Origin of the sequence: Actinomyces radicidentis, assembly GCF_001553565.1 — a bacterium.
Classification (GTDB): Bacteria; Actinomycetota; Actinomycetes; order Actinomycetales; family Actinomycetaceae; genus Actinomyces; species Actinomyces radicidentis.
Genome location: NZ_CP014228.1, coordinates 2,268,246 through 2,285,676 on the forward strand (window position 1 = coordinate 2,268,246; position 17,431 = coordinate 2,285,676).

Consider the following 17,431-nt stretch of genomic DNA (forward strand, 5'->3'; position numbering starts at 1 on the left):
TGAAAACCATGATCACCGTCGACTCCGTGCGCTCCGCGGTCCACGACTCCTTCGAGGGAATCGTGTCCGACCTCGTCGAGCTCGTCGCCATCCCGTCCGTCTCCGCCGCCAGCCACGACCAGGCGCAGGTGGCCCGTTCCGCCGAGCACGTCGCCGCCCTCCTGCGCGACTCCGGCCTCGAGGCCGAGGTCCTCACCGCGCCCGGCCCCGACGGCGCCCCCGGCCGCCCGGCCGTCCTCGCCCACAAGGAGGGACCCGCCGGCTCGCCGCGCGTCCTCCTCTACTCCCACCACGACGTCCAGCCCGTCGGCGACCCCGGCAAGTGGCAGCAGGCCGACCCCTTCACCGCCGAGCGCCGAGGCGACCGCCTCTTCGGCCGCGGGGCCGCCGACGACGGCGCCGGCGTCATCAGCCACGTCCACTCCCTGCGCACCCTCGCCTCGCTCAACGACGGGCAGCTGCCCTGCTCCGTCACCGTCTACATCGAGGGCGAGGAGGAGGTCGGGTCCCCCTCCTTCGAGAGCTTCCTGACGACCTACCAGGACCGCCTCGCCTCCGACGTCATCGTCGTCGCCGACTCCTCCAACTGGAAGGTCGGCACCCCGGCGCTCACCACCTCGTTGCGCGGCGTCGTCCAGGTCGACGTCCGTCTCGACGTCCTCGACCACGCCCTCCACTCCGGCCAGTACGGCGGCCCCGTCCTCGACGCCGTCACCTCCATGGCGCGCCTCATCGCCACCCTCCACGACGAGAACGGCGACGTCGCCGTCCCCGGCCTCGTCTCCGAGCCCACCGCGGCCCCCGACTTCCCCGAGTACCCCGAGGAGGCCTTCCGCGCCGACGCCGGCGTGCTCGACGGCGTCCGTCTCGCCGGCACCGGCGACCTCACCGCCCGCCTCTGGACCAAGCCGACCCTCACCGTCATCGGCATGGACGTCACCCCGCTCGACCTCGCCGGCAACGTGCTCGCCCCCTCGTGCACCGCCCGCCTCTCGATGCGCATCGCCCCCGGGCAGGACCCCGCCACCGCGGCCGCCGCCCTCAAGCAGCACCTCGTCGACAACGCCCCCTTCGGCGCCCGCGTCACCGTCTCCCAGGGCGAGGAGGGCCCCGCCTTCGACGGCTCCTCCGAGACCCCAGCCGGCCAGGCCGCCCGCTGGGCCCTCACCGAGGCCTTCGGCGAGGACTGCGTCGACATCGGCCAGGGCGGCTCCATCCCCTTCATCGCCACCCTGCAGAAGACCTTCCCCGAGGCGCAGGTCCTCGTCACCGGCATCGAGGACCCCGACACCCGCGCCCACAGCGAGGACGAGTCCATGCACCTGGGCGACCTCGAGCACATCGTCACCGCCGAGGCGCTCCTCCTGGCCCGCCTGGGCGGCGCCGTCGCCGAGTGACCCGGGTCCGCACCGCATGAGGATCCTGCTGGCCACAGGCGCCATGCGCCCCGAGCCCGGTGGCGTGCCCCTCGTCGGGCCCGCCACCGGGCTCGGCGCCCGCGCCGTCGCCGAGGCGCTCGCCGCCGGATGGGCCACCGTCCGCCCGGACGACGTCCTCACGGCCCTGCCCGTGCCCGACGGCGGTCCCGGCACCGCCCAGGCGGTCCCCGCCGACGCCGTCGTCGCCCGCTCCGCCCTTCACGCCCGCGGCCCGCTCCGCGAGGTCCGCGAGGTCGACCTCCTGCGCCTCGCCGCCCCCGGCGCGCCCCGCCCCGGCGCGTCCCCCGAGGGCGCCCGCAGCTGGTACCTCGACGCCGCCCGCCTCCTCGCCCTGCCGACCGACCGCGAGCGGGCCGCCCGCGAGGCCGCCGAGGGCACCTCGACCGGCCTCGGCGAGGTCATCGCCGAGGCCCTCGGCGCCATCGACACCGGCGACACCCTCGTCGTCGGCCTGTCCCGATCGGCCGTCCACGACGGCGGCGCCGGCGCCCTCGAGGGCCTCGGCGGCGCCGTGCGGGCCCGCGAGCTCCTCGACGGCCGTGACCTCCTCCTCGCCCTCGCCGACGACGCCCCGCTCGGCGGCATGACCGGCGCCGGGCAGGCGCTGCCCGCCCTCACCGGGATCGCCCCGGAGACCGCGCAGGAGCTCGACCGCGAGGCCTGCGCCCGCGCCTCGCGCGCCCTCACCGACCTCGCCACTCCGCGCGCCGGCTCCCTGCCGGTCCTCGGCGGGCAGCCGAGCCTCGCTGAGCGGCTCTCAGTGTCCTCCTGGGGCACCGGGGCCGCCGGCGGCAGCGCCCTCATCCTGCGGGCGCTGGGCGCCGGGGCCTTCCCGGGCGCCCGCGTCATGGCGCACCTGCTCGGTCTCGACGCAGCCGTCGCCGAGGCCGACGTCGTCGTCACCTCCTCCGGGGAGATGTACGACGTCCTCGCCGACTGCGTCCCCGCCGTCGTCGGCGGATCCGCCTCCGCCCTCGCCCTGCCCACCGTCCTCGTGGCCGGACGCAGCGTCGTCCCGCGCGGCGAGCTCGCCGAGGCCGGCATCGTCTCCGCGTACGCGCTGGAGGAGATGGGCGCCGGGCTGGGCTCCTCCTGGGACGAGGGCGGCCCCGAGGCCGTCCGGGAGCGACTCGTCGAGATGGGCGGGCGCCTCGCGCGGACCTGGTCACGCTGAGCGACGGGGCCGGACCCGGCTCCACCGGTCGGCCGGCTCCCGGTAGGACGCACAACGCCCCGACGTCCAGGAGGACGTCGGGGCGCGAACGCGTCGAGAGAAACGGACCCAGCCGACTCAGGCCCCCGGCAGCGGGGACGCCGCGCTCGGCGCGGGCGCGGTCGAGCCGCGCACGATGAGGTCCGAGGTGAAGAACATCTCCGCGTCCGGCTGCTCCTCGCCGCCGATCGCCGCGAGCAGCGTCTGGACGGCCGCGCGACTGATCGCGGCGACCGGCTGGCGCACCGTCGTCAGCGGAGGGTTCGTCATCGGGATCATGGGGGAGTCGTCGTAGCCGATGACGCTCACGTCCTGCGGCACCGAGCGGCCCATGGAGCGCGCGCCCTGGATGACGCCGAGCGCCATGATGTCCGAGCCGCACACGATGCCGGTGCACTCCTGGGCGATGAGGCTGCGGGCCGCGGCGGCGCCGCCCTCGTAGGTGTAGAGCGTCTCGACGACGCGCAGCGGCTCGCCGGGCAGCGCGGAGCGCATCCCGTCCTCGTAGCCGGCGCGCTTGCGCTCGGCGGGCACGTAGCGGGTCGGGCCGATCGCCAGGCCGATGCGCCGGTGGCCGAGGCTGACGAGGTGGTCGACCGCCATGTGGGCCGCCGTGCGGTCGTCCGTCGTGAAGCCGGGCGCCTTGATGGTCGGGGCGTTGCCGTTGATGGTGACGAGGGGGACCCCCCGCTCGCGGAGCCGCTGGTAGCGGGTGACGTCGCCGCCCGTGTCCGAGTGGCGCCCGGAGACGAAGATGATGCCGGCGACGCCGCGGTCGACGAGCATCTCGATGTACTCGTCCTCGCTCGTGCCGCCCGGCGTCTGGGTGCACAGCAGCGGGGTGTGGCCGCTCGGGGCGAGGAGCTGCTCGATCTCCTGGGCGTACAGCGGGAAGATCGGGTTGCTCAGCTCGGGGACGATGAGGCCGACGAGCCCGCGCGAGGCCTGGTGGAGGGTCTCGGGGCGCTCGTAGCCCAGGAGGTCGAGGGCGACGAGCACCTGGCGGCGGGTCGCCTCGGCGACATTCGTCTTGCCGTTGAGCACGCGGGAGACGGTGGCCGTGGAGACACTCGCTTGATCGGCGATGTCGGCCAGTGTGATGCGTTGCTGCACGTGATCTCCTTGGGTCTGCGCTGAGCCGTTGCTGATGATAGGACGCCGTCGGCGGCGTCAGTGACTCGGTGGAGCCGTTCGGGGTAGGTCGACGATGACGGATCCGGGCCCGTCGGCCGCCAGGACGAGGACGGCGTCGGGTCTCTCTCCCTCGACGGTGGCGCTCAGCGCGCCGACCGTCTCGATCCGGCCGGCGGTCTCGGCGGGCAGCGCCTTCAGCGGGATCCGCACCGGTGCGGCGGCGTCGCGGGCGACGGCGACGAGCACGTCGCCGTCGGGGTGCGTGCGCTGCCAGACGAGCAGGTCGGCGCCGGCGTGCAGCCAGCGCAGGCCCCCACGGCGCAGGGCGGGCGTCTCGCGGCGCCGTCGCGCGAGCGCGCGGTAGTGGCCGAGGACCACGCGGTCGACCCCGCCCCAGGACCCGTACTCGGCGACCTCGGGGCCCTGGACGCCGTCGGCGCCCGTCACCCAGGGGATCGTCGTGCGCGAGTGCTCTCCGGTCGTGCCCGTCGCGCCGAGCTCGTCCCCGGAGAAGACGGCGGGGACCCCGGGCACGGTGAACAGCACCGTGGCGGCGACCATCTGGAGCTCGCGGGTGCCGACGACGCTGCGCACGCGCGGCGTGTCGTGGGAGCCGAGCAGGTTCATGGAGCGTTCGAGGGCGGCGGGCGGGATCGTGCCCGCGTAGCGGCGCGCTCCGGCGACGACCTCGTCGCCGGGCAGGTGGGGGACCGGGGTGGGCCAGGAGTCGAAGAGGTGCGCGGCCTCGCCCTGCGTGGCGGACAGCCACGCCCACAGCGGGCGCGTGAGCCCCATGTAGTTCATGGCTCCGTGCCAGCCGGGGCCGGTGAGGTCGGCGGAGGCGTCGTAGAAGTGCTCGGCGACGAGCCAGGTCTCCCTGCCGGTGCGCTCCTCGACCTGAGCCATGGTGGCGCGCATGTCGGCGGCCGCCTGGTGGGCGAGGTCCGTCATGCCGTGGCGTCCGGTCATGTTGGCGACGTCGGTGCGCCAGCCGTCGGCCTCGTAGGGGGGAAGCAGCCAACGGGCGGTGACGGAGTCCTCACCGCGCACGAGGCGGTCGCGCAGCTCCGGTGCGGAGTGGTCGAGCTTGGGCAGGGAGGGCACATCGAGCCAGCAGGCGTAGACGTCGGGGTGCTTCTCGAAGGAGTAGAAGCGCGCCTCGGTCGAGCCGGCGTCGGCGACGGCGGACCGGAACCAGTCGTGGGTGGCGCCCGTGTGGTTGGTGGTGAGGTCGAGGATGAGGCGCATGCCCCGCTCGTGGAGGGCGGCGGCGAGGCGGGCGAGGGCCTCGTTCCCGCCGAGGAGCTCGTCGACGCGCTCGAAGCTGCGGGCGTCGTAGCGGTGGGTCGATCCGGCCGGGAAGACGGGCGTGAGGTAGACGGTGTCGGCGCCGAGGTCCTGGATCCACTCGAGGTGCTCGGCGACGCCGTCGAGGTCCCCGCCGTACCAGACGCGTCCGGTGACGTGCCCGCGCGCAGGGGGCTCGGAGAGCCAGGGGCGGGGCTCGGCCCAGGCCGGGGGCGTGCGCGTGCTGGCGACGGCGCCCTCCCCGGAGGGGCTGGGCTGGGCGGCGCTCGCGGCCCCGACGCCGTAGCGGTCCGGGAAGATCTGGTAGACGACGGCGTCGGGGACCCACTGAGGGAGGCCCTCCTCCGGGGAGACCTGGAAGTCGGTGGCGTCGGGGACGTCGTGGGCGGACAGCCCGTCGCGCTGGTACCAGAGCCAGGGCTGCTCGGCGTCGGGCTCGAGGAGGAGGAAGCGGTAGCGGTTGACCGGGTTGACGAGGCGGACGGGACCCTCCCACCAGGCGCCGCCGGGCTCGGCCGCGACGCGCTCCATCTCGGTGACGGCGGGCTCGCCGTCGACGACCTGCCGCAGGACGACGCGCTCGGGCGACCGCGGGGCCGGGACCCACAGGCGGGCGGTGAGCACGGCTCCGGCGCGGCGCACGCCGAGAAGGTGGGCGGGGCCGGAGTCGTGGTGCGGCTCGGTGAGGAGGTTCGCCGTCATCGGGCGGAGGGGCACGGGTGCGGGGTCCTTCGTCGTCATCGTCGTCGGAACGGGGAGGGGGGCAGCGTGGGGGCGGCGGAGCCGGCGCTACGGGCCGGGCCGGTGAACCGGCGACGGGCGGGGCTCCGGGTCGGGGCCCCGCCCGTCGGCACGGGTGGTCGCTGGCGCGTGCGCGCCCGGTCAGCCCTTGACCGCGCCGGCGGTGGCGCCGCCGACGATGTACTTCTGCAGGTACTGGAACAGGGCGATGACCGGCACCATGGTCATGACGGCGCCCGCGGCGAAGAGGCCGAGGTTGTTCGAACGGTCGCCCGAGAGCATGCCGTACAGGCCGACGGCGAGGGTCTTCTTCGAGTTGTCGGTGAGGAAGATCGAGCCGATGAGGAACTCGGAGATGATGCCGACGAAGGCGAGGAGGAAGGTCGTCGCGAGGATCGGCTTGAGGGAGGGCAGGAGGATCTTGTAGAAGACCTGCCAGTGCGAGCAGCCGTCGAGGATGGCGGCCTCGTCGAGCTCCTTCGGGATGGTGTCGAAGGTGCCCTTGATGAGCCACACCTGGCCGAGGGCGCCGCCCATGAGGGCGAGGCAGTAGCCGGTGAGGGTGTTGAGGCCGATGGCGGGGATGACCTGGCCGATGTCGGACATCATGTTGTAGATGGCGATCATCGACAGGGTCGTCGGGAACATCATGATGAGCAGCAGCGTCAGGAGACCGCCGCGGCGGCCCTTGAAGCGGAAGCGGCTGAAGGCGTACGCGGCGAGGACCGAGAAGAAGATCTGGAAGGCCGCGACGACGAGGCACACGATGATCGTGTTGAGGTACCAGCGCAGGAAGGGGCCGCGGGCGCCGGAGAGCAGCGTCTGGTAGTTCGCCAGCGAGACCTGCTTGGGGATGATCGACGTCGAGGCGACGGTGCCCAGGGGGTTGAGCGAGGCGCTGATGACGTAGAGCACCGGGAAAGCCGCGAAGATGAGCGCGAGCACGCCGACGAGGTGGCGCCATCCGATCTCCTGGAACCAGCGCCTGAAGGGCATCTTGTTGTTCTCGTGGGGCGCGTCCGGGTTGTCCGGGTTGACGATCTCGAGGTTGTCCGCGTCGAGGGCGGGCGTGGGGGCGACGGGCTGGGTCTGTGCCATGGTGGTGGGTCCTTTCCGCGCTCAGTTGACGTCTTCCAGGCGCGCGGTGGCCCGGAACTGGATGGCGGCGAGGACGCCGGTGATGACGAAGAGGATGACGGAGACCGCCGAGGCGAAGCCGTAGTCGGCGCCGTTCCCGCCGAAGGCGATGCGGTAGATCATCGAGATGAGGATGTCGGTGCCGCCTCGGGTGTACTCGCCGGCGCCGAAGGGACCGCCCTTGGTGAGCAGCTGGATCGCGTTGAAGTTGTTGAAGTTGAACGCGAAGGTGCTCACGAGCAGCGGGGCGACGGAGACGAGCAGCAGCGGGGTCGTGATGCGGGTCGTCGTCTGCCAGCCGGAGGCGCCGTCGATCTTCGAGGCCTCCTTGAGGTCGCCGGAGATGGACTGCAGGGCGCCGGTGCACACGATGAACATGTACGGGAAGCCCATCCAGGTGTTGGTGAGGAGGACCGCGACCTTGGCCCACGTGGGGTCGCCGAGCCAGTCGATGCTCAGGTGGAGGGTCTGGTTGATGAGGCCGAAGTCCTTGTTGTAGAAGTTCGACCAGATGAGCAGGGAGATGAATCCCGGGACGGCGTAGGGCAGGAGGAGGAAGGAGCGGTAGAGCTTCTTCCCGCGCACGCGGTCGTCGTTGAGGGTGAGGGCGAGGAAGTAGCCCAGGATGAAGGTCAGCAGCATCGAGCCGCCGGCGAAGATGAGGGTCCACCAGAAGGCGCCGGCGAGCTGCTTGACGAGCGAGGTGTTGGAGAACAGCTCCTGGAAGTTGGCCAGGCCGATGTTCTGCTTCCAGGACTGGGCGAGCTTGTTGCCGTTGGAGTCGACGAAGTACTCCGACTTGCCGATCTTCTGGACCGTGTAGGTCGTGTCGGTCGCGGTGTTCGTGATCGAGTCGGTCTTCTCGTCGTAGACCATCGTCTTGGTGCCCTCGAAGGCGTTGCGCACGCCCTGGACCTTGATGGCCGTCGTGTCGTCGACGGTGAGGGTGAGGGCGGAGATCGTCTTGTAGGAGGTGTTGATCTCCTTGGCGGTGAGGACCGTGTAGCCCTCGGCGGCGGTGACGAAGCCGTTCTCGACGGTGACGTCGGAGCTCTTGGCCGTCTGGACGGTCTCGCCGTCGGCGCCGTAGAGGACCGTGTCGTCCGAGGGGTCGACGAGGAAGACCGTGTAGGGGCCGTCGGCGGCGGTGCCGGTGGTCGCCACCGTCATGTTGTAGATCGGGGAGTCGGCCTTCTGCTGGACGGAGTTGTTCGTGATCGAGGTGATCGCGTCCTCCTTCGTCCCGCGGAAGCCGTCGCCGAAGTTCGTGAAGGCCGTCTGGATCGTGAGGATGATCGGGACGATGAGGAACACGGCGAGGAAGAAGGTGCCCGGGAACATGTACTTCGCGGGCACGAAGCGCTTCGTCGAGTACAGGACGAAGATCGCCAGCGCGCTGAGCACGACGACGGCGAGCCACATCCACATCTTGAACTGGATGAGCAGGGGGATGAGATAGATCGCCATCGCGAGGGTGGCGCCGAGGACGAGGACGCGACCGATGACCGAGCGGATGGTCGTGGTCCTCTCCTTCGGGCCGCTCGCGTTCGTGAGGGCGGACGACATGGTCGGATCCTTTCAGCACGCCGCGCTGCGCGGGCGTCGGGGCATGAGGAGCAGGGGCTGGGTGTCTTCTTCGGGGAGCGGTGGGCTGCGGTGCCCGAGTGCGCGACGGGGCCGGCGGGACGGCGGGGGAGCCGTCCCACCGGCCCCGTCGCGGCTGGCGTCAGGCGCCGATGGCCTGCTTGATGGCGTCGCCGGCCGAGGTCATCGTGGAGTCGGCCTCGGCCCCCTTGATGATGTTCGCCTCGGCCTTGCCGAGCGGCGTCCAGACCTCCGCCATCTCCGGGATGGAGGGCATCGGGTCGGCGTTGTCGGCGGCGAGCTCGGAGAAGGTCACCATGTTCGGGTAGTCGGCCTTGAGCTCGTCGGCGAGGTCCGTCTGGACCGGCGGGAGCTGGTTGATGTCGAACATGGCCTTGGTGATCGTCGTGTCCTTGATGACGTCGGCGACGAAGGTCTGGGCGAAGGCGGCGTTCTTGCCCTGGGAGGCGATGTAGAAGCCGTTGACGCCGGCGAAGGGGCGGGCGTCGTCCATGCCGTCGAAGCCGGGGATCTTGACGAGGGCGTAGTCGATGCCGGCCTTCTCGATGTCGGAGATGGCCCAGGGGCCCGAGATGAGGTAGGGGGCCTTGCCGTCGGTGAAGAGGGAGATCGCGTTGTCGCCGGTGATGGAGGTCTTGAGGACGCCCTCCGAGCCGAGCTCGGCCATCTTCTCAGCGGCCTTGAGGGAGCCCTCGGCGCCGACGCCGCAGTCCTTGGCGTTGAGCGAGCCGTCGGAGTCCTTGCCGAAGAGGTAGCCGCCCGCGGAGGTGTAGATGGGCTCCATGTGGTAGGCGTCGCCGGCCTCGCCGACGGGGAGGGAGAGGATGGCCTCGGTGCCTGCGGCCTTGCCGGCCTCGACGAGCTTCTCGATGGTGGCAGGCTCCGCGTCCTGGGTGAGCTTCTTGTTCACGAAGAGGCCGAGGGTCTCGACGGAGTAGGGGACGCCGTAGTACTGGCCGTCGTAGGTCATGGCGTTGAGGGCGACCTTGGAGAGGTTCGACTTGGTGTCGTCGGCGATGGTGACGGGCGAGATGGCACCGTTCTGGACGAGGTTGCCGAGCCAGTCGTGGGCGCCGACGACGACGTCCGGGCCGTTGCCGGCCTGGTTGGCGGTGACGAAGGTGGACTGGAGCTCGTTGGCGACGGTCTGGACCGCGACGGTGATGCCCTGGGAGTCGCCCCACTTCTGGGCGGCGTCCTTGAGGGAGTCGGACTTCTTCTCGTCGGCCCAGATGACGAGGTCGGCGTTGGCGTCGCGGGCAACGGCCGTCGACGAGGCGTCGCCGGAGGCGGCCGAGGCGCCGTCAGTGGCGGACGAGGTGCTGGAACCGTCCGAGCCGCAGGCCGCGGCGGCGGCGAGGGTGGTGGCGATGGCGGTCATGGACAGGAAAGACCGGCGGTTGAGAGTCACCGTGATTCTCCTTCGAATCGAGGGGGTCGTCATGGGGGTGGACCCGTTGCACGAACGAATGTAACCGCGGCATGAAAGGTTTGCAAGCACTTGGTGTACGTTGCAGTGAGGTGAGGCAGGCCACCGTCTCAGGAGGGTGAGAGAAGAGCGCTCGAGCGCGCCTTGGATGGGGGCGGCCGGTCAGCGCACGGGCTCGGCGACGAGCCACGTCGTCGTCGAGGGCGGAACGAGGAGACGGCCCTCGGACTGCTCGAGCGTGCGCGAGGCGAGGATGATCTCCGCGCCCTCGGGGAGCGCGATGGGCGCGTCGGTCGTGTTGACCAGGACGAGCACGTCGCGGGTCAGCAGCGTGAGCGCGCCTCGCGGGCACCACTCCATGCCCTCGACGAAGGCGAGCGGTGCCGTCGAGAGCGCGTGCTCCCGGCGCTGGAGGGTCGCGTGGCGGACGGTCGCCAGCGGCGAGCCGAACTCGGAGCCCTGGCTGTGCGCGAGCGTGTTGACCGCCTGCGCGAGCTCGGTGGGGGAGTCGGGCTTGTCCGTGTCCAGGAGCCCGACCTCGTCGCCCTGGCGCAGGTACACCGATCCGGGCAGCGCGAGGACGAGGGCCTGGAGCGCGAGCGCGCGGCGGAGCCGCTCGTCGGCGTCGGTCTCGAACCAGCGGCGGCCGTCGCCCGGGTCGTGCTCGTCGTCGAGGTGGTACTCGGGCAGGTAGCGCCAGACCGGCACCGCGCCGAAGCGGTCGTGCTCCTCCAGGGAGCGGCTGATGTGGCGGGTGAGCGACTCACGGTCCCAGCGCGAGAGCATGAGGGAGTCGTCGCGCAGGTGGTGGAGCCAGTCGTCCTGGAGGTGGTGGCGCAGCGCGTCCGGGTAGTCCGCGGACACGTCCGCGCCGATGATGCCGTCGTCGACGTACTCGGCGACGAGGCCATGGAGGATGGCGAAGTACTCGCTGAGGCGGTCGAGGTCCGTCTCGCGGGCGACCTCCGGCGGCACGATGAAGCCGAGGTCGACCCCGTCCGCGCCGGAGGCGAGGAAGGTCTCGGAGCGCTCGAGGATGCCCTCTCCCTCCGCCTCGTGGCCCGCGGTGATCGCGTGGTGCTCGAGCGTCCGGGCGCCGGTGACCGGGTCCAGGGCGCCGGAGACGCGCACGAGGACGCGCAGGCCCTTCGCGTGCGCCTCGTCGATGAAGGAGCGCAGGGCGTCGACGTCGTGGACGGCGTCGAGGAGCGCGGGGCGCAGGACCACCGAGCCGAGGCCGAGGGACAGGACGTGGTCGATGAGACCGTGGGAGGCGTCGAGCTCGACGCGGCCCATGCGCGTGGACCCGACCTCGTAGACGAGGCCCTCGCGCCACCACTCGAGGGGGCCGTTGTAGGGGCGGTGCACGAGAGTCGTCGCGGTGGTCACGGCATCGGCTCCCTTCCACCGGGCTGGGCCCGGGTCCTGCGGCCCTGCGAGCCACGGGCCGATCGCCCGCGCGCCCGCCTGGCGTCTTGCCGAGCCATCTTAACCCGGCGCTGCGATACCTTGGGCCCATGTCCACCAGCCACGAGAGCGCTACGGTCTCCGCCCCCGGAACGGCCCGCTCCGCCGCGGCCGGCGTCGACGGCGAGGAGGTCCTCGACCGCGAGGCCGCCGTCGACCTCCTCGGTTACTCGGCGCGCGACGTCGAGCGCTTCGTGCCCGAGGTCGGCAAGAGCTCGCGGCGCACCCCCTTCGAGCGCGACCGGGCGCGCGTCCTCTACTCCTCGGCGCTGCGGCGCCTCGGGGCCAAGACCCAGGTGCTGGGCCCCTCCTCGGACGACTTCGTGCGCACCCGCCTCACGCACTCCCTGGAGGTCGCCCAGGTGGGGCGCGCCCTCGGTCAGGCCCTGGGCTGCGATCCGGACGTCACCGACACCGCCTGCCTCTCCCACGACCTCGGCCACCCGCCCTACGGGCACAACGGCGAGAAGGCCCTCGACATCGTCGCCGCGGACATCGGCGGCTTCGAGGGCAACGCCCAGACCCTCCGTCTCGTCACCCGCCTCGAGCCCAAGGTGCTGGGCGCCGACGGGCGCAGCGTCGGCCTCAACCTCACTCGCGCCAGCCTCGACGCCGTCGCCAAGTACCCCTGGGCCAAGGGCGAGGGGCCCGGCGGACCGACGGGCAAGAGCGCCCGCAAGTACTGCTGCTACGACGACGACCGCGAGGTCTTTGAGTGGATGCGCGCCGGCGCCCCCGTCGGCCGCCGCTGCCTCGAGGCCCAGGTCATGGACTTCTCCGACGACGTCGGCTACTCCGTCCACGACGTCGAGGACGCCGTCGCCCTGCGCCGGATGGACCCAGTGCGCCTCGACTCCGACGGGGAGGTCGAGGCCATCCTCGACTCCACCCTCGGCTGGTACGGCGGCGACCTGAGCCGCGACGAGCTCGGCGCCGCCTGGGAGCGCCTGCGCCGCCAGCCCGCCTGGCTCACCTCCTACGACGGCGGTATGGCGGCCGCGGCCGGCCTCAAGGACCTCACGAGCGGGCTCATCGGCCGCTTCGTCTCCTCGGTGGCCACCGCCACCCGAGAGGTCTTCGGCGACGGGCCGCTCACCCGCTACGAGGCGGACCTCGTCATCCCCGAGGAGACGGCCAGCGAGATCCTCGTGCTCAAGGGCGCCGCCGTGCACTACGTCATGGCCCCGCGCGAGCACGAGCCGGTCTACCTGCGCCAGCGCACCCTCATCTTCGACCTGGCCGACGCGCTCCTCGAGTCCGGCGACGCCCACCTCGAGCCCGTCTTCGCGCAGGCCTGGCGCGACGCCGCCGACGACGCCGGCCGCAAGCGCGCCGTCGTCGACCAGATCGCCTCCCTCACGGACACCTCTGCCTCCGCCTGGCACGCGCGCCTGTGCGGCATGTTCTCCTCGCTCTGAGCCGCTGCACCGGTCCGGGGTCGTACCCGCAGCGCTCTGGGTGAAGGGGCGTCCGTTCTCGACGTGGGCCGCGCTTAGGATGCAGCCATGGCGGGACTGATCAAGCGCGAGGACATCGAGGCGGTGCGCGATCGCGCCAAGATCGAGGACGTCGTCGGCGAGCACGTCACGCTCAAGAGCGGCGGCGTCGGCTCCATGAAGGGTCTGTGCCCCTTCCACGACGAGAAGACCCCCTCCTTCCACGTGCGCCCCCAGCTGGGCCTGTGGCACTGCTTCGGCTGCGGCGAGGGCGGCGACGTCATCTCCTTCGTCCAGAAGATCAACTCCTTGTCCTTCACCGAGGCCGTCGAGTACCTCGCCGGGCGCGTCGGCGTCCAGCTCCACTACGAGGAGGGCTCGGGCACGGTCCGCCGCGGCCTCGAGCCCGGCACCCGCCAGCGCCTCCTCGACGCCAACCGCCTCGCCCAGGAGTGGTTCACCCAGCAGCTCGCGACCCCGGCCGCCCAGGCCGCCCGCGACTTCCTCACGGGGCGCGGCTTCGACCGCCGCGCCGCCGACCACTTCGGCTGCGGCTACGCGCCCGCCGGCTGGGACAACCTCGCGGGCCACCTGCGCTCCAACGGCTACACCGAGCGCGAGCTCGTCGAGTCCGGCCTGTGCTCCCAGGGCGGCCAGAACGGCTCCCGCGTCTACGACCGCTTCCGGGACCGCCTCATCTGGCCCATCCGCGACGTCACCGGCGCCACCGTCGGCTTCGGTGCCCGGCGCCTGTCCGAGGAGGACAAGGGGCCCAAGTACCTCAACACCCCCGAGACCGCGATCTACCACAAGGCACAGGTCCTCTACGGCCTCGACCTCGCCAAGAAGGACATCGCCCGGACGAGCTCGATCGTCGTCGTCGAGGGCTACACCGACGTCATGGCGGCCCACCTCTCCGGCGTCACCACCGCGGTGGCCACCTGCGGCACCGCCTTCGGCGAGGAGCACGTCAAGATCGTGCGCCGCCTCCTCGGCGACGCTGCCGACCCCTCCGCCGGCGTCATCGCCGGGAACCGCGCCCGCGGGGGAGAGGTCGTCTTCACCTTCGACGGCGACGCCGCCGGCCAGAAGGCGGCCCTGCGCGCCTACGGCGAGGACCAGCACTTCGCCGCCCAGACCTTCGTCGCCGTCGACCCCCACGGGATGGACCCCTGCGACCTGCGGATGGCCGAGGGCAACGACGCGATCCCGCGCCTGCTCTCGCGGCGCGTCCCGCTCTTCGAGTTCGTCATCCGCACCTCGCTCGCCCACCTCGACCTCGACACCGCCGAGGGGCGGGTGCGCGGGCTGCGCGCCGCCGCCCCCGTCGTCGCCGGCATTCGGGACCGGGCCCTGCGGCGCGAGTACACGCGGCGCCTGGCCGGCTGGATCGGCCTGCCGGAGACCGAGGCCGTCGGCGCCGTGCGCGCCGCCGAGCGCCGCGGCATCCGTCCGGGCCTTGCCGATGAGCCCTACGGCGACCCCTACGAGGATGAGGGCGCGCCGGACGCCCCCGGCGCCGCCGCCGGCCCGGGTCTGCCGCCCGTGACCGACCCCGTGGCGCGGCTCGAGCGCCAGGCCCTCGAGGTCCTCGTCCAGATGCCCGTCGTCGCCGCCTCGGAGGGCGCCGACGACCTCGACCCCGCCGCCTTCACCCAGCCGATCCACCGCGCCGTCTTCGAGGCCATCGAGGCCGCCGGGGGAGCCGCGGAGGTGCCGGGCCTCGTCGAGCGGGCGCAGGCCGCGGGCATCGCGCGCGCCGAGGCCACGCAGCGCGCCACCATCCACTGGATCGAGGAGGTGCGCGCCGGCGCCATCGGGCCCGTGAGCGCCGCCGTCACCGAGCTCGCCGTCGCCCCGCTGCCCCTGCCGACGCCGCGCGGCAAGGCCGCCGAGTCCGGTCAGCCGGACCCCGAGGCGGCGCGCCGCTACGCCTCCGGCGTCCTGCGAGCACTGGCGCGCACCGGCGTCAACCGCCGCCTCGCCGAGCTGCGCGCCCGGCACCGCCGCATGAGCCGGGACGACGAGGGCTACCGCGAGCTCTTCGAGGAGATTGTGGGTCTGGAGAACCGCCGCCAGCAGATGGCCCGCGAGGGCTGAGAGCGCGACGATCCGGCCGGGCGGCGCCGTGGCACCGGGACGCCCGCGATTGTCCACCGGTGCGCCGCCGGGCCCGCCGGCCGGCTGCCCCGGCGGACGGCGCTGCCTGAGCCGCCTGAGTCGCTCGCGGCGCCCGCCACGGGCCCGAGACGCGACACGAGCACGACGAAGCCCCCGGACCCTGAGGTCCGGGGGCTTCCGTGGCTCCCGCGACTGGACTCGAACCAGTAACCGTCCGATTAACAGTCGGATGCTCTGCCATTGAGCTACGCGGGAATCGCGCTCGGCGCGGGTAGAACCTTAGCAAGGTCCTCGCGCCGCCGTCGAATCGTCGCCCGCCGCGTCGCGACGGGGATGACGCCGAAAGGTCAGCGTGTGGGCAGCCCCACACCGTCGCTCACGCGGCGCACGAGCCCGGCGAGCACCGCCCGGTCCTCCTCGGTGCCGACCTCGGAGGCGTCCGGGTCCGTCACCGTGTACAGGGCGCCCTCCGGGTCGCGGCGGACGCTCGCCGTCGCCCGCCGGCCGGACGGGAGGATCCCGCAGACGTGGTGGACGATGGCCCCGTCGACCCCGTGACGCAGGGCGCGGGCGAAGGGCTCCTCGGCGACCTCGTGGGCGCGGTTCGAGCCGTCGGACTCGATGTAGCGGAGCGACCGCGGGATCGTGAGGAGCAGCTCCTCGTCTCCCGCGGGGCGCACCGCGGGGTCCCGGCGCAGGAGCCCGAGCGTGAAGACGCGCGCGTCCTGGTCCCAGGAGCCGCGGGAGACCTCGTCCCAGCCGAGGACGTCCTCGACGCCGTCGGCGCCCAGGAGGACGAGGCGGTGCGGTCCGGCGACCGCCCAGCGCGAGCCGTCCTCCTCCACCGGGACCGCGCCGAGCGGGCGCTCCCCGTCGGGCAGGAGGGCCGCCATCGGCGGCGGCAGCTCGGCGTCGGGGGTGCTCCGACGCCGTGAGGATCCGGGGACGAGACGCGCGAGGCGCCGTGAGAACGAGGGCATGGCCGCAGGGTAGCCGCCCTGGCGGCGAGCCTGTCAGTACGGACGTGCGAGGATGAGCCCATGGCAATCCGCGACATCCGCATCATCGGCGACCCGATCCTGCGCACCGAGTGCGAGTGGATCACCGACATCGACGACTCCGTCAAGGCTCTCGTCGAGGACCTCCTCGAGACGGTGGACGACGACGGTCGCGCCGGCCTCGCGGCCAACCAGATCGGCGTCGGCCTGCGCGCCTTCTCCTGGAACATCGACGGGGAGATCGGATACATCCTCAACCCGCGCCTCGAGGACCTCGACTGGGACGAGTACCAGGACGGCGACGAGGGCTGCCTGTCCGTCCCCGGCCTCTTCTTCCCGACGAAGCGCGCCTGGTACGCCCGCGCCCGCGGGATCGACCTGGACGGCAAGGAGGTCGTCGTCGAGGGCGAGGAGCTCATGGGCCGCTGCATCCAGCACGAGTGCGACCACCTCGAGGGTCACCTCTACCTGGATCGCCTCGAGCGCAAGGTTCGCGCCAAGGCCATGAAGGCACTGCGGGCCCAGGGGCTGTGAGTCCCGCGGTACCGCCCCGCTGAGGGGCGGTGTCCACGGGGCGGCACCCGGTTCCGGCCGCCGCCCGGGGACCGGACCCGAGTCCGTTCCCGCCGCTCCGGACGGTGCGCCCACCGGCGCGCCGTCTGGACCATCCCGGGGACGGGTGCGACCATGTCCCCGCACGCCGCGTGCGTCACGTGACAGCCCGGTACGAGTCGAGACCGTTGGGGAAGACGAATCTCGAACCGACCAGGAGGCGATTCATCGTGAACGGTGCCTACACCCGCGGTGTCCTTTTCGTGCACTCCGCGCCCCGCGCCCTGTGCCCGCACATCGAGTGGGCCGCCGCCGAGGTGCTGGGCAGCCGTGTCCACCTCGACTGGACCGAGCAGCCCGCCGCCCCGGGGATGATGCGCGCCGAGACCAGCTGGGTCGGTCCCGTCGGGACCGGCGCCATGCTCACCTCCGCCCTGCGCGGGTGGGCCAACCTGCGCTACGAGGTCACCGAGGAGGCCTCCGCCGGCTCCGACGGCGGGCGCTGGTCCCACACGCCCGACCTCGGGATCTTCCACGCCCAGACCGACGTCCACGGGAACGTCGTCGTCCCCGAGGACCGCATCCGCGCCGCCCTGCTCCACGCGAGTGAGCCGGTCGTCATGCGCCGCGAGCTCGACCTCGCACTAGGCCAGGCCTGGGACGACGAGCTCGAGCCCTTCCGCTACGCCGGCGCCGGCGCCCCCGTGCGCTGGCTCCACCGCGTGGGCTGAGTGCCCTCCCGCCGCACCGCCCCTCCGGTCCGATCGTCACGAGTGGGGCCGCACCCGCGGGTGCGGCCCCGCTCGTCGCGTCACCGGCGCCCGGGCCGGAATATCCGCCCGCCCCGAGCC

At 72.6% G+C, this 17,431-nt stretch carries 13 protein-coding genes and 1 tRNA gene; 6 read left to right on the forward strand and 8 right to left on the reverse strand.

Translation table 11 applies throughout. From position 1 onward, the window contains the following. Positions 1 to 8 precede the first annotated feature (8 nt). A complete protein-coding gene (locus tag AXF14_RS09685) occupies positions 9 to 1,397 on the forward strand; it encodes a dipeptidase (protein WP_067942837.1) in 1,389 nt (462 codons plus the stop codon). 16 nt (positions 1,398 to 1,413) lie between these two features. Continuing rightward, the gene (locus tag AXF14_RS09690; RefSeq protein ID WP_067942839.1) at positions 1,414 to 2,613 is read left to right on the forward strand and encodes a glycerate kinase; all 1,200 of its coding nucleotides are present in this window, start codon (positions 1,414 to 1,416) and stop codon (positions 2,611 to 2,613) included. Between the two features lie 117 nt (positions 2,614 to 2,730). Here the strand turns inward: AXF14_RS09690 and AXF14_RS09695 are convergent, their stop codons facing one another. From AXF14_RS09695 to AXF14_RS09720, 6 genes are all read right to left on the reverse strand, one after another. Next, positions 2,731 to 3,765 (reverse strand): LacI family DNA-binding transcriptional regulator, encoded by a 1,035-nt coding sequence (locus AXF14_RS09695; protein ID WP_067942845.1) that lies wholly within the window; start codon positions 3,763 to 3,765, stop codon positions 2,731 to 2,733. 57 nt (positions 3,766 to 3,822) lie between these two features. Then, complete coding sequence (locus AXF14_RS09700) at positions 3,823 to 5,811, reverse strand: alpha-amylase family glycosyl hydrolase (RefSeq protein WP_211260079.1); 1,989 nt, start codon at positions 5,809 to 5,811, stop codon at positions 3,823 to 3,825. 165 nt (positions 5,812 to 5,976) lie between these two features. Further along, positions 5,977 to 6,933, reverse strand: a complete 957-nt coding sequence (locus tag AXF14_RS09705) for a sugar ABC transporter permease (RefSeq protein ID WP_084355495.1) — start codon at positions 6,931 to 6,933, stop codon at positions 5,977 to 5,979. 21 nt (positions 6,934 to 6,954) lie between these two features. Then, positions 6,955 to 8,538 carry an ABC transporter permease subunit gene (locus AXF14_RS09710; protein WP_067942846.1) on the reverse strand — a complete coding sequence of 528 codons (1,584 nt, stop codon included), beginning with the start codon at positions 8,536 to 8,538 and terminating at the stop codon, positions 6,955 to 6,957. A gap of 160 nt (positions 8,539 to 8,698) precedes the next feature. Beyond that, positions 8,699 to 9,988 carry a sugar ABC transporter substrate-binding protein gene (locus AXF14_RS09715; RefSeq protein ID WP_067942848.1) on the reverse strand — a complete coding sequence of 430 codons (1,290 nt, stop codon included), beginning with the start codon at positions 9,986 to 9,988 and terminating at the stop codon, positions 8,699 to 8,701. A 180-nt stretch (positions 9,989 to 10,168) separates the two neighbouring features. Beyond that, positions 10,169 to 11,395, reverse strand: a complete 1,227-nt coding sequence (locus tag AXF14_RS09720) for an alpha-amylase family protein (RefSeq protein ID WP_067942850.1) — start codon at positions 11,393 to 11,395, stop codon at positions 10,169 to 10,171. Between the two features lie 128 nt (positions 11,396 to 11,523). Between AXF14_RS09720 and AXF14_RS09725 the strand changes: the two genes are divergently transcribed. Both AXF14_RS09725 and dnaG read left to right on the forward strand, forming a co-directional pair. Next, complete coding sequence (locus AXF14_RS09725; protein ID WP_084355496.1) at positions 11,524 to 12,891, forward strand: deoxyguanosinetriphosphate triphosphohydrolase; 1,368 nt, start codon at positions 11,524 to 11,526, stop codon at positions 12,889 to 12,891. 87 nt (positions 12,892 to 12,978) lie between these two features. Further along, positions 12,979 to 15,009 carry a DNA primase gene (gene dnaG / locus AXF14_RS09730; RefSeq protein WP_067942852.1) on the forward strand — a complete coding sequence of 677 codons (2,031 nt, stop codon included), beginning with the start codon at positions 12,979 to 12,981 and terminating at the stop codon, positions 15,007 to 15,009. 201 nt (positions 15,010 to 15,210) lie between these two features. Here dnaG and AXF14_RS09735 read toward each other — a convergent pair. Continuing rightward, a tRNA-Asn gene (locus AXF14_RS09735) sits at positions 15,211 to 15,285 on the reverse strand. A 92-nt stretch (positions 15,286 to 15,377) separates the two neighbouring features. After that, complete coding sequence (locus tag AXF14_RS09740) at positions 15,378 to 16,010, reverse strand: hypothetical protein (RefSeq protein WP_067942854.1); 633 nt, start codon at positions 16,008 to 16,010, stop codon at positions 15,378 to 15,380. Positions 16,011 to 16,070: 60 nt separating this feature from the next. Here AXF14_RS09740 and AXF14_RS09745 point away from each other — a divergent pair, with 60 nt between their 5' ends. Together AXF14_RS09745 and AXF14_RS09750 are read left to right on the forward strand one after the other, a co-directional pair. Then, positions 16,071 to 16,562: a peptide deformylase gene (locus AXF14_RS09745; RefSeq protein ID WP_067942856.1), complete on the forward strand. Its 492-nt coding sequence runs from the start codon at positions 16,071 to 16,073 to the stop codon at positions 16,560 to 16,562. 248 nt (positions 16,563 to 16,810) lie between these two features. Continuing rightward, positions 16,811 to 17,311, forward strand: coding sequence for a DUF3145 domain-containing protein (locus AXF14_RS09750; RefSeq protein ID WP_067942857.1), 501 nt, complete (start codon positions 16,811 to 16,813; stop codon positions 17,309 to 17,311). Positions 17,312 to 17,431 lie beyond the last annotated feature (120 nt).

Bases quoted from the DNA above. Each gene is read 5' to 3' on its own strand.
- AXF14_RS09685 (WP_067942837.1), top strand. From the start codon at position 9: ATGATCACCGTCGACTCCGTGCGCTCCGCGGTCCACGACTCCTTCGAG.
- AXF14_RS09690 (WP_067942839.1), top strand. From the start codon at position 1,414: ATGAGGATCCTGCTGGCCACAGGCGCCATGCGCCCCGAGCCCGGTGGC.
- AXF14_RS09705 (WP_084355495.1), bottom strand. From the start codon at position 6,933: ATGGCACAGACCCAGCCCGTCGCCCCCACGCCCGCCCTCGACGCGGAC.
- AXF14_RS09710 (WP_067942846.1), bottom strand. From the start codon at position 8,538: ATGTCGTCCGCCCTCACGAACGCGAGCGGCCCGAAGGAGAGGACCACG.
- AXF14_RS09725 (WP_084355496.1), top strand. From the start codon at position 11,524: ATGTCCACCAGCCACGAGAGCGCTACGGTCTCCGCCCCCGGAACGGCC.
- dnaG (WP_067942852.1), top strand. From the start codon at position 12,979: ATGGCGGGACTGATCAAGCGCGAGGACATCGAGGCGGTGCGCGATCGC.
- AXF14_RS09740 (WP_067942854.1), bottom strand. From the start codon at position 16,010: ATGCCCTCGTTCTCACGGCGCCTCGCGCGTCTCGTCCCCGGATCCTCA.
- AXF14_RS09745 (WP_067942856.1), top strand. From the start codon at position 16,071: ATGGCAATCCGCGACATCCGCATCATCGGCGACCCGATCCTGCGCACC.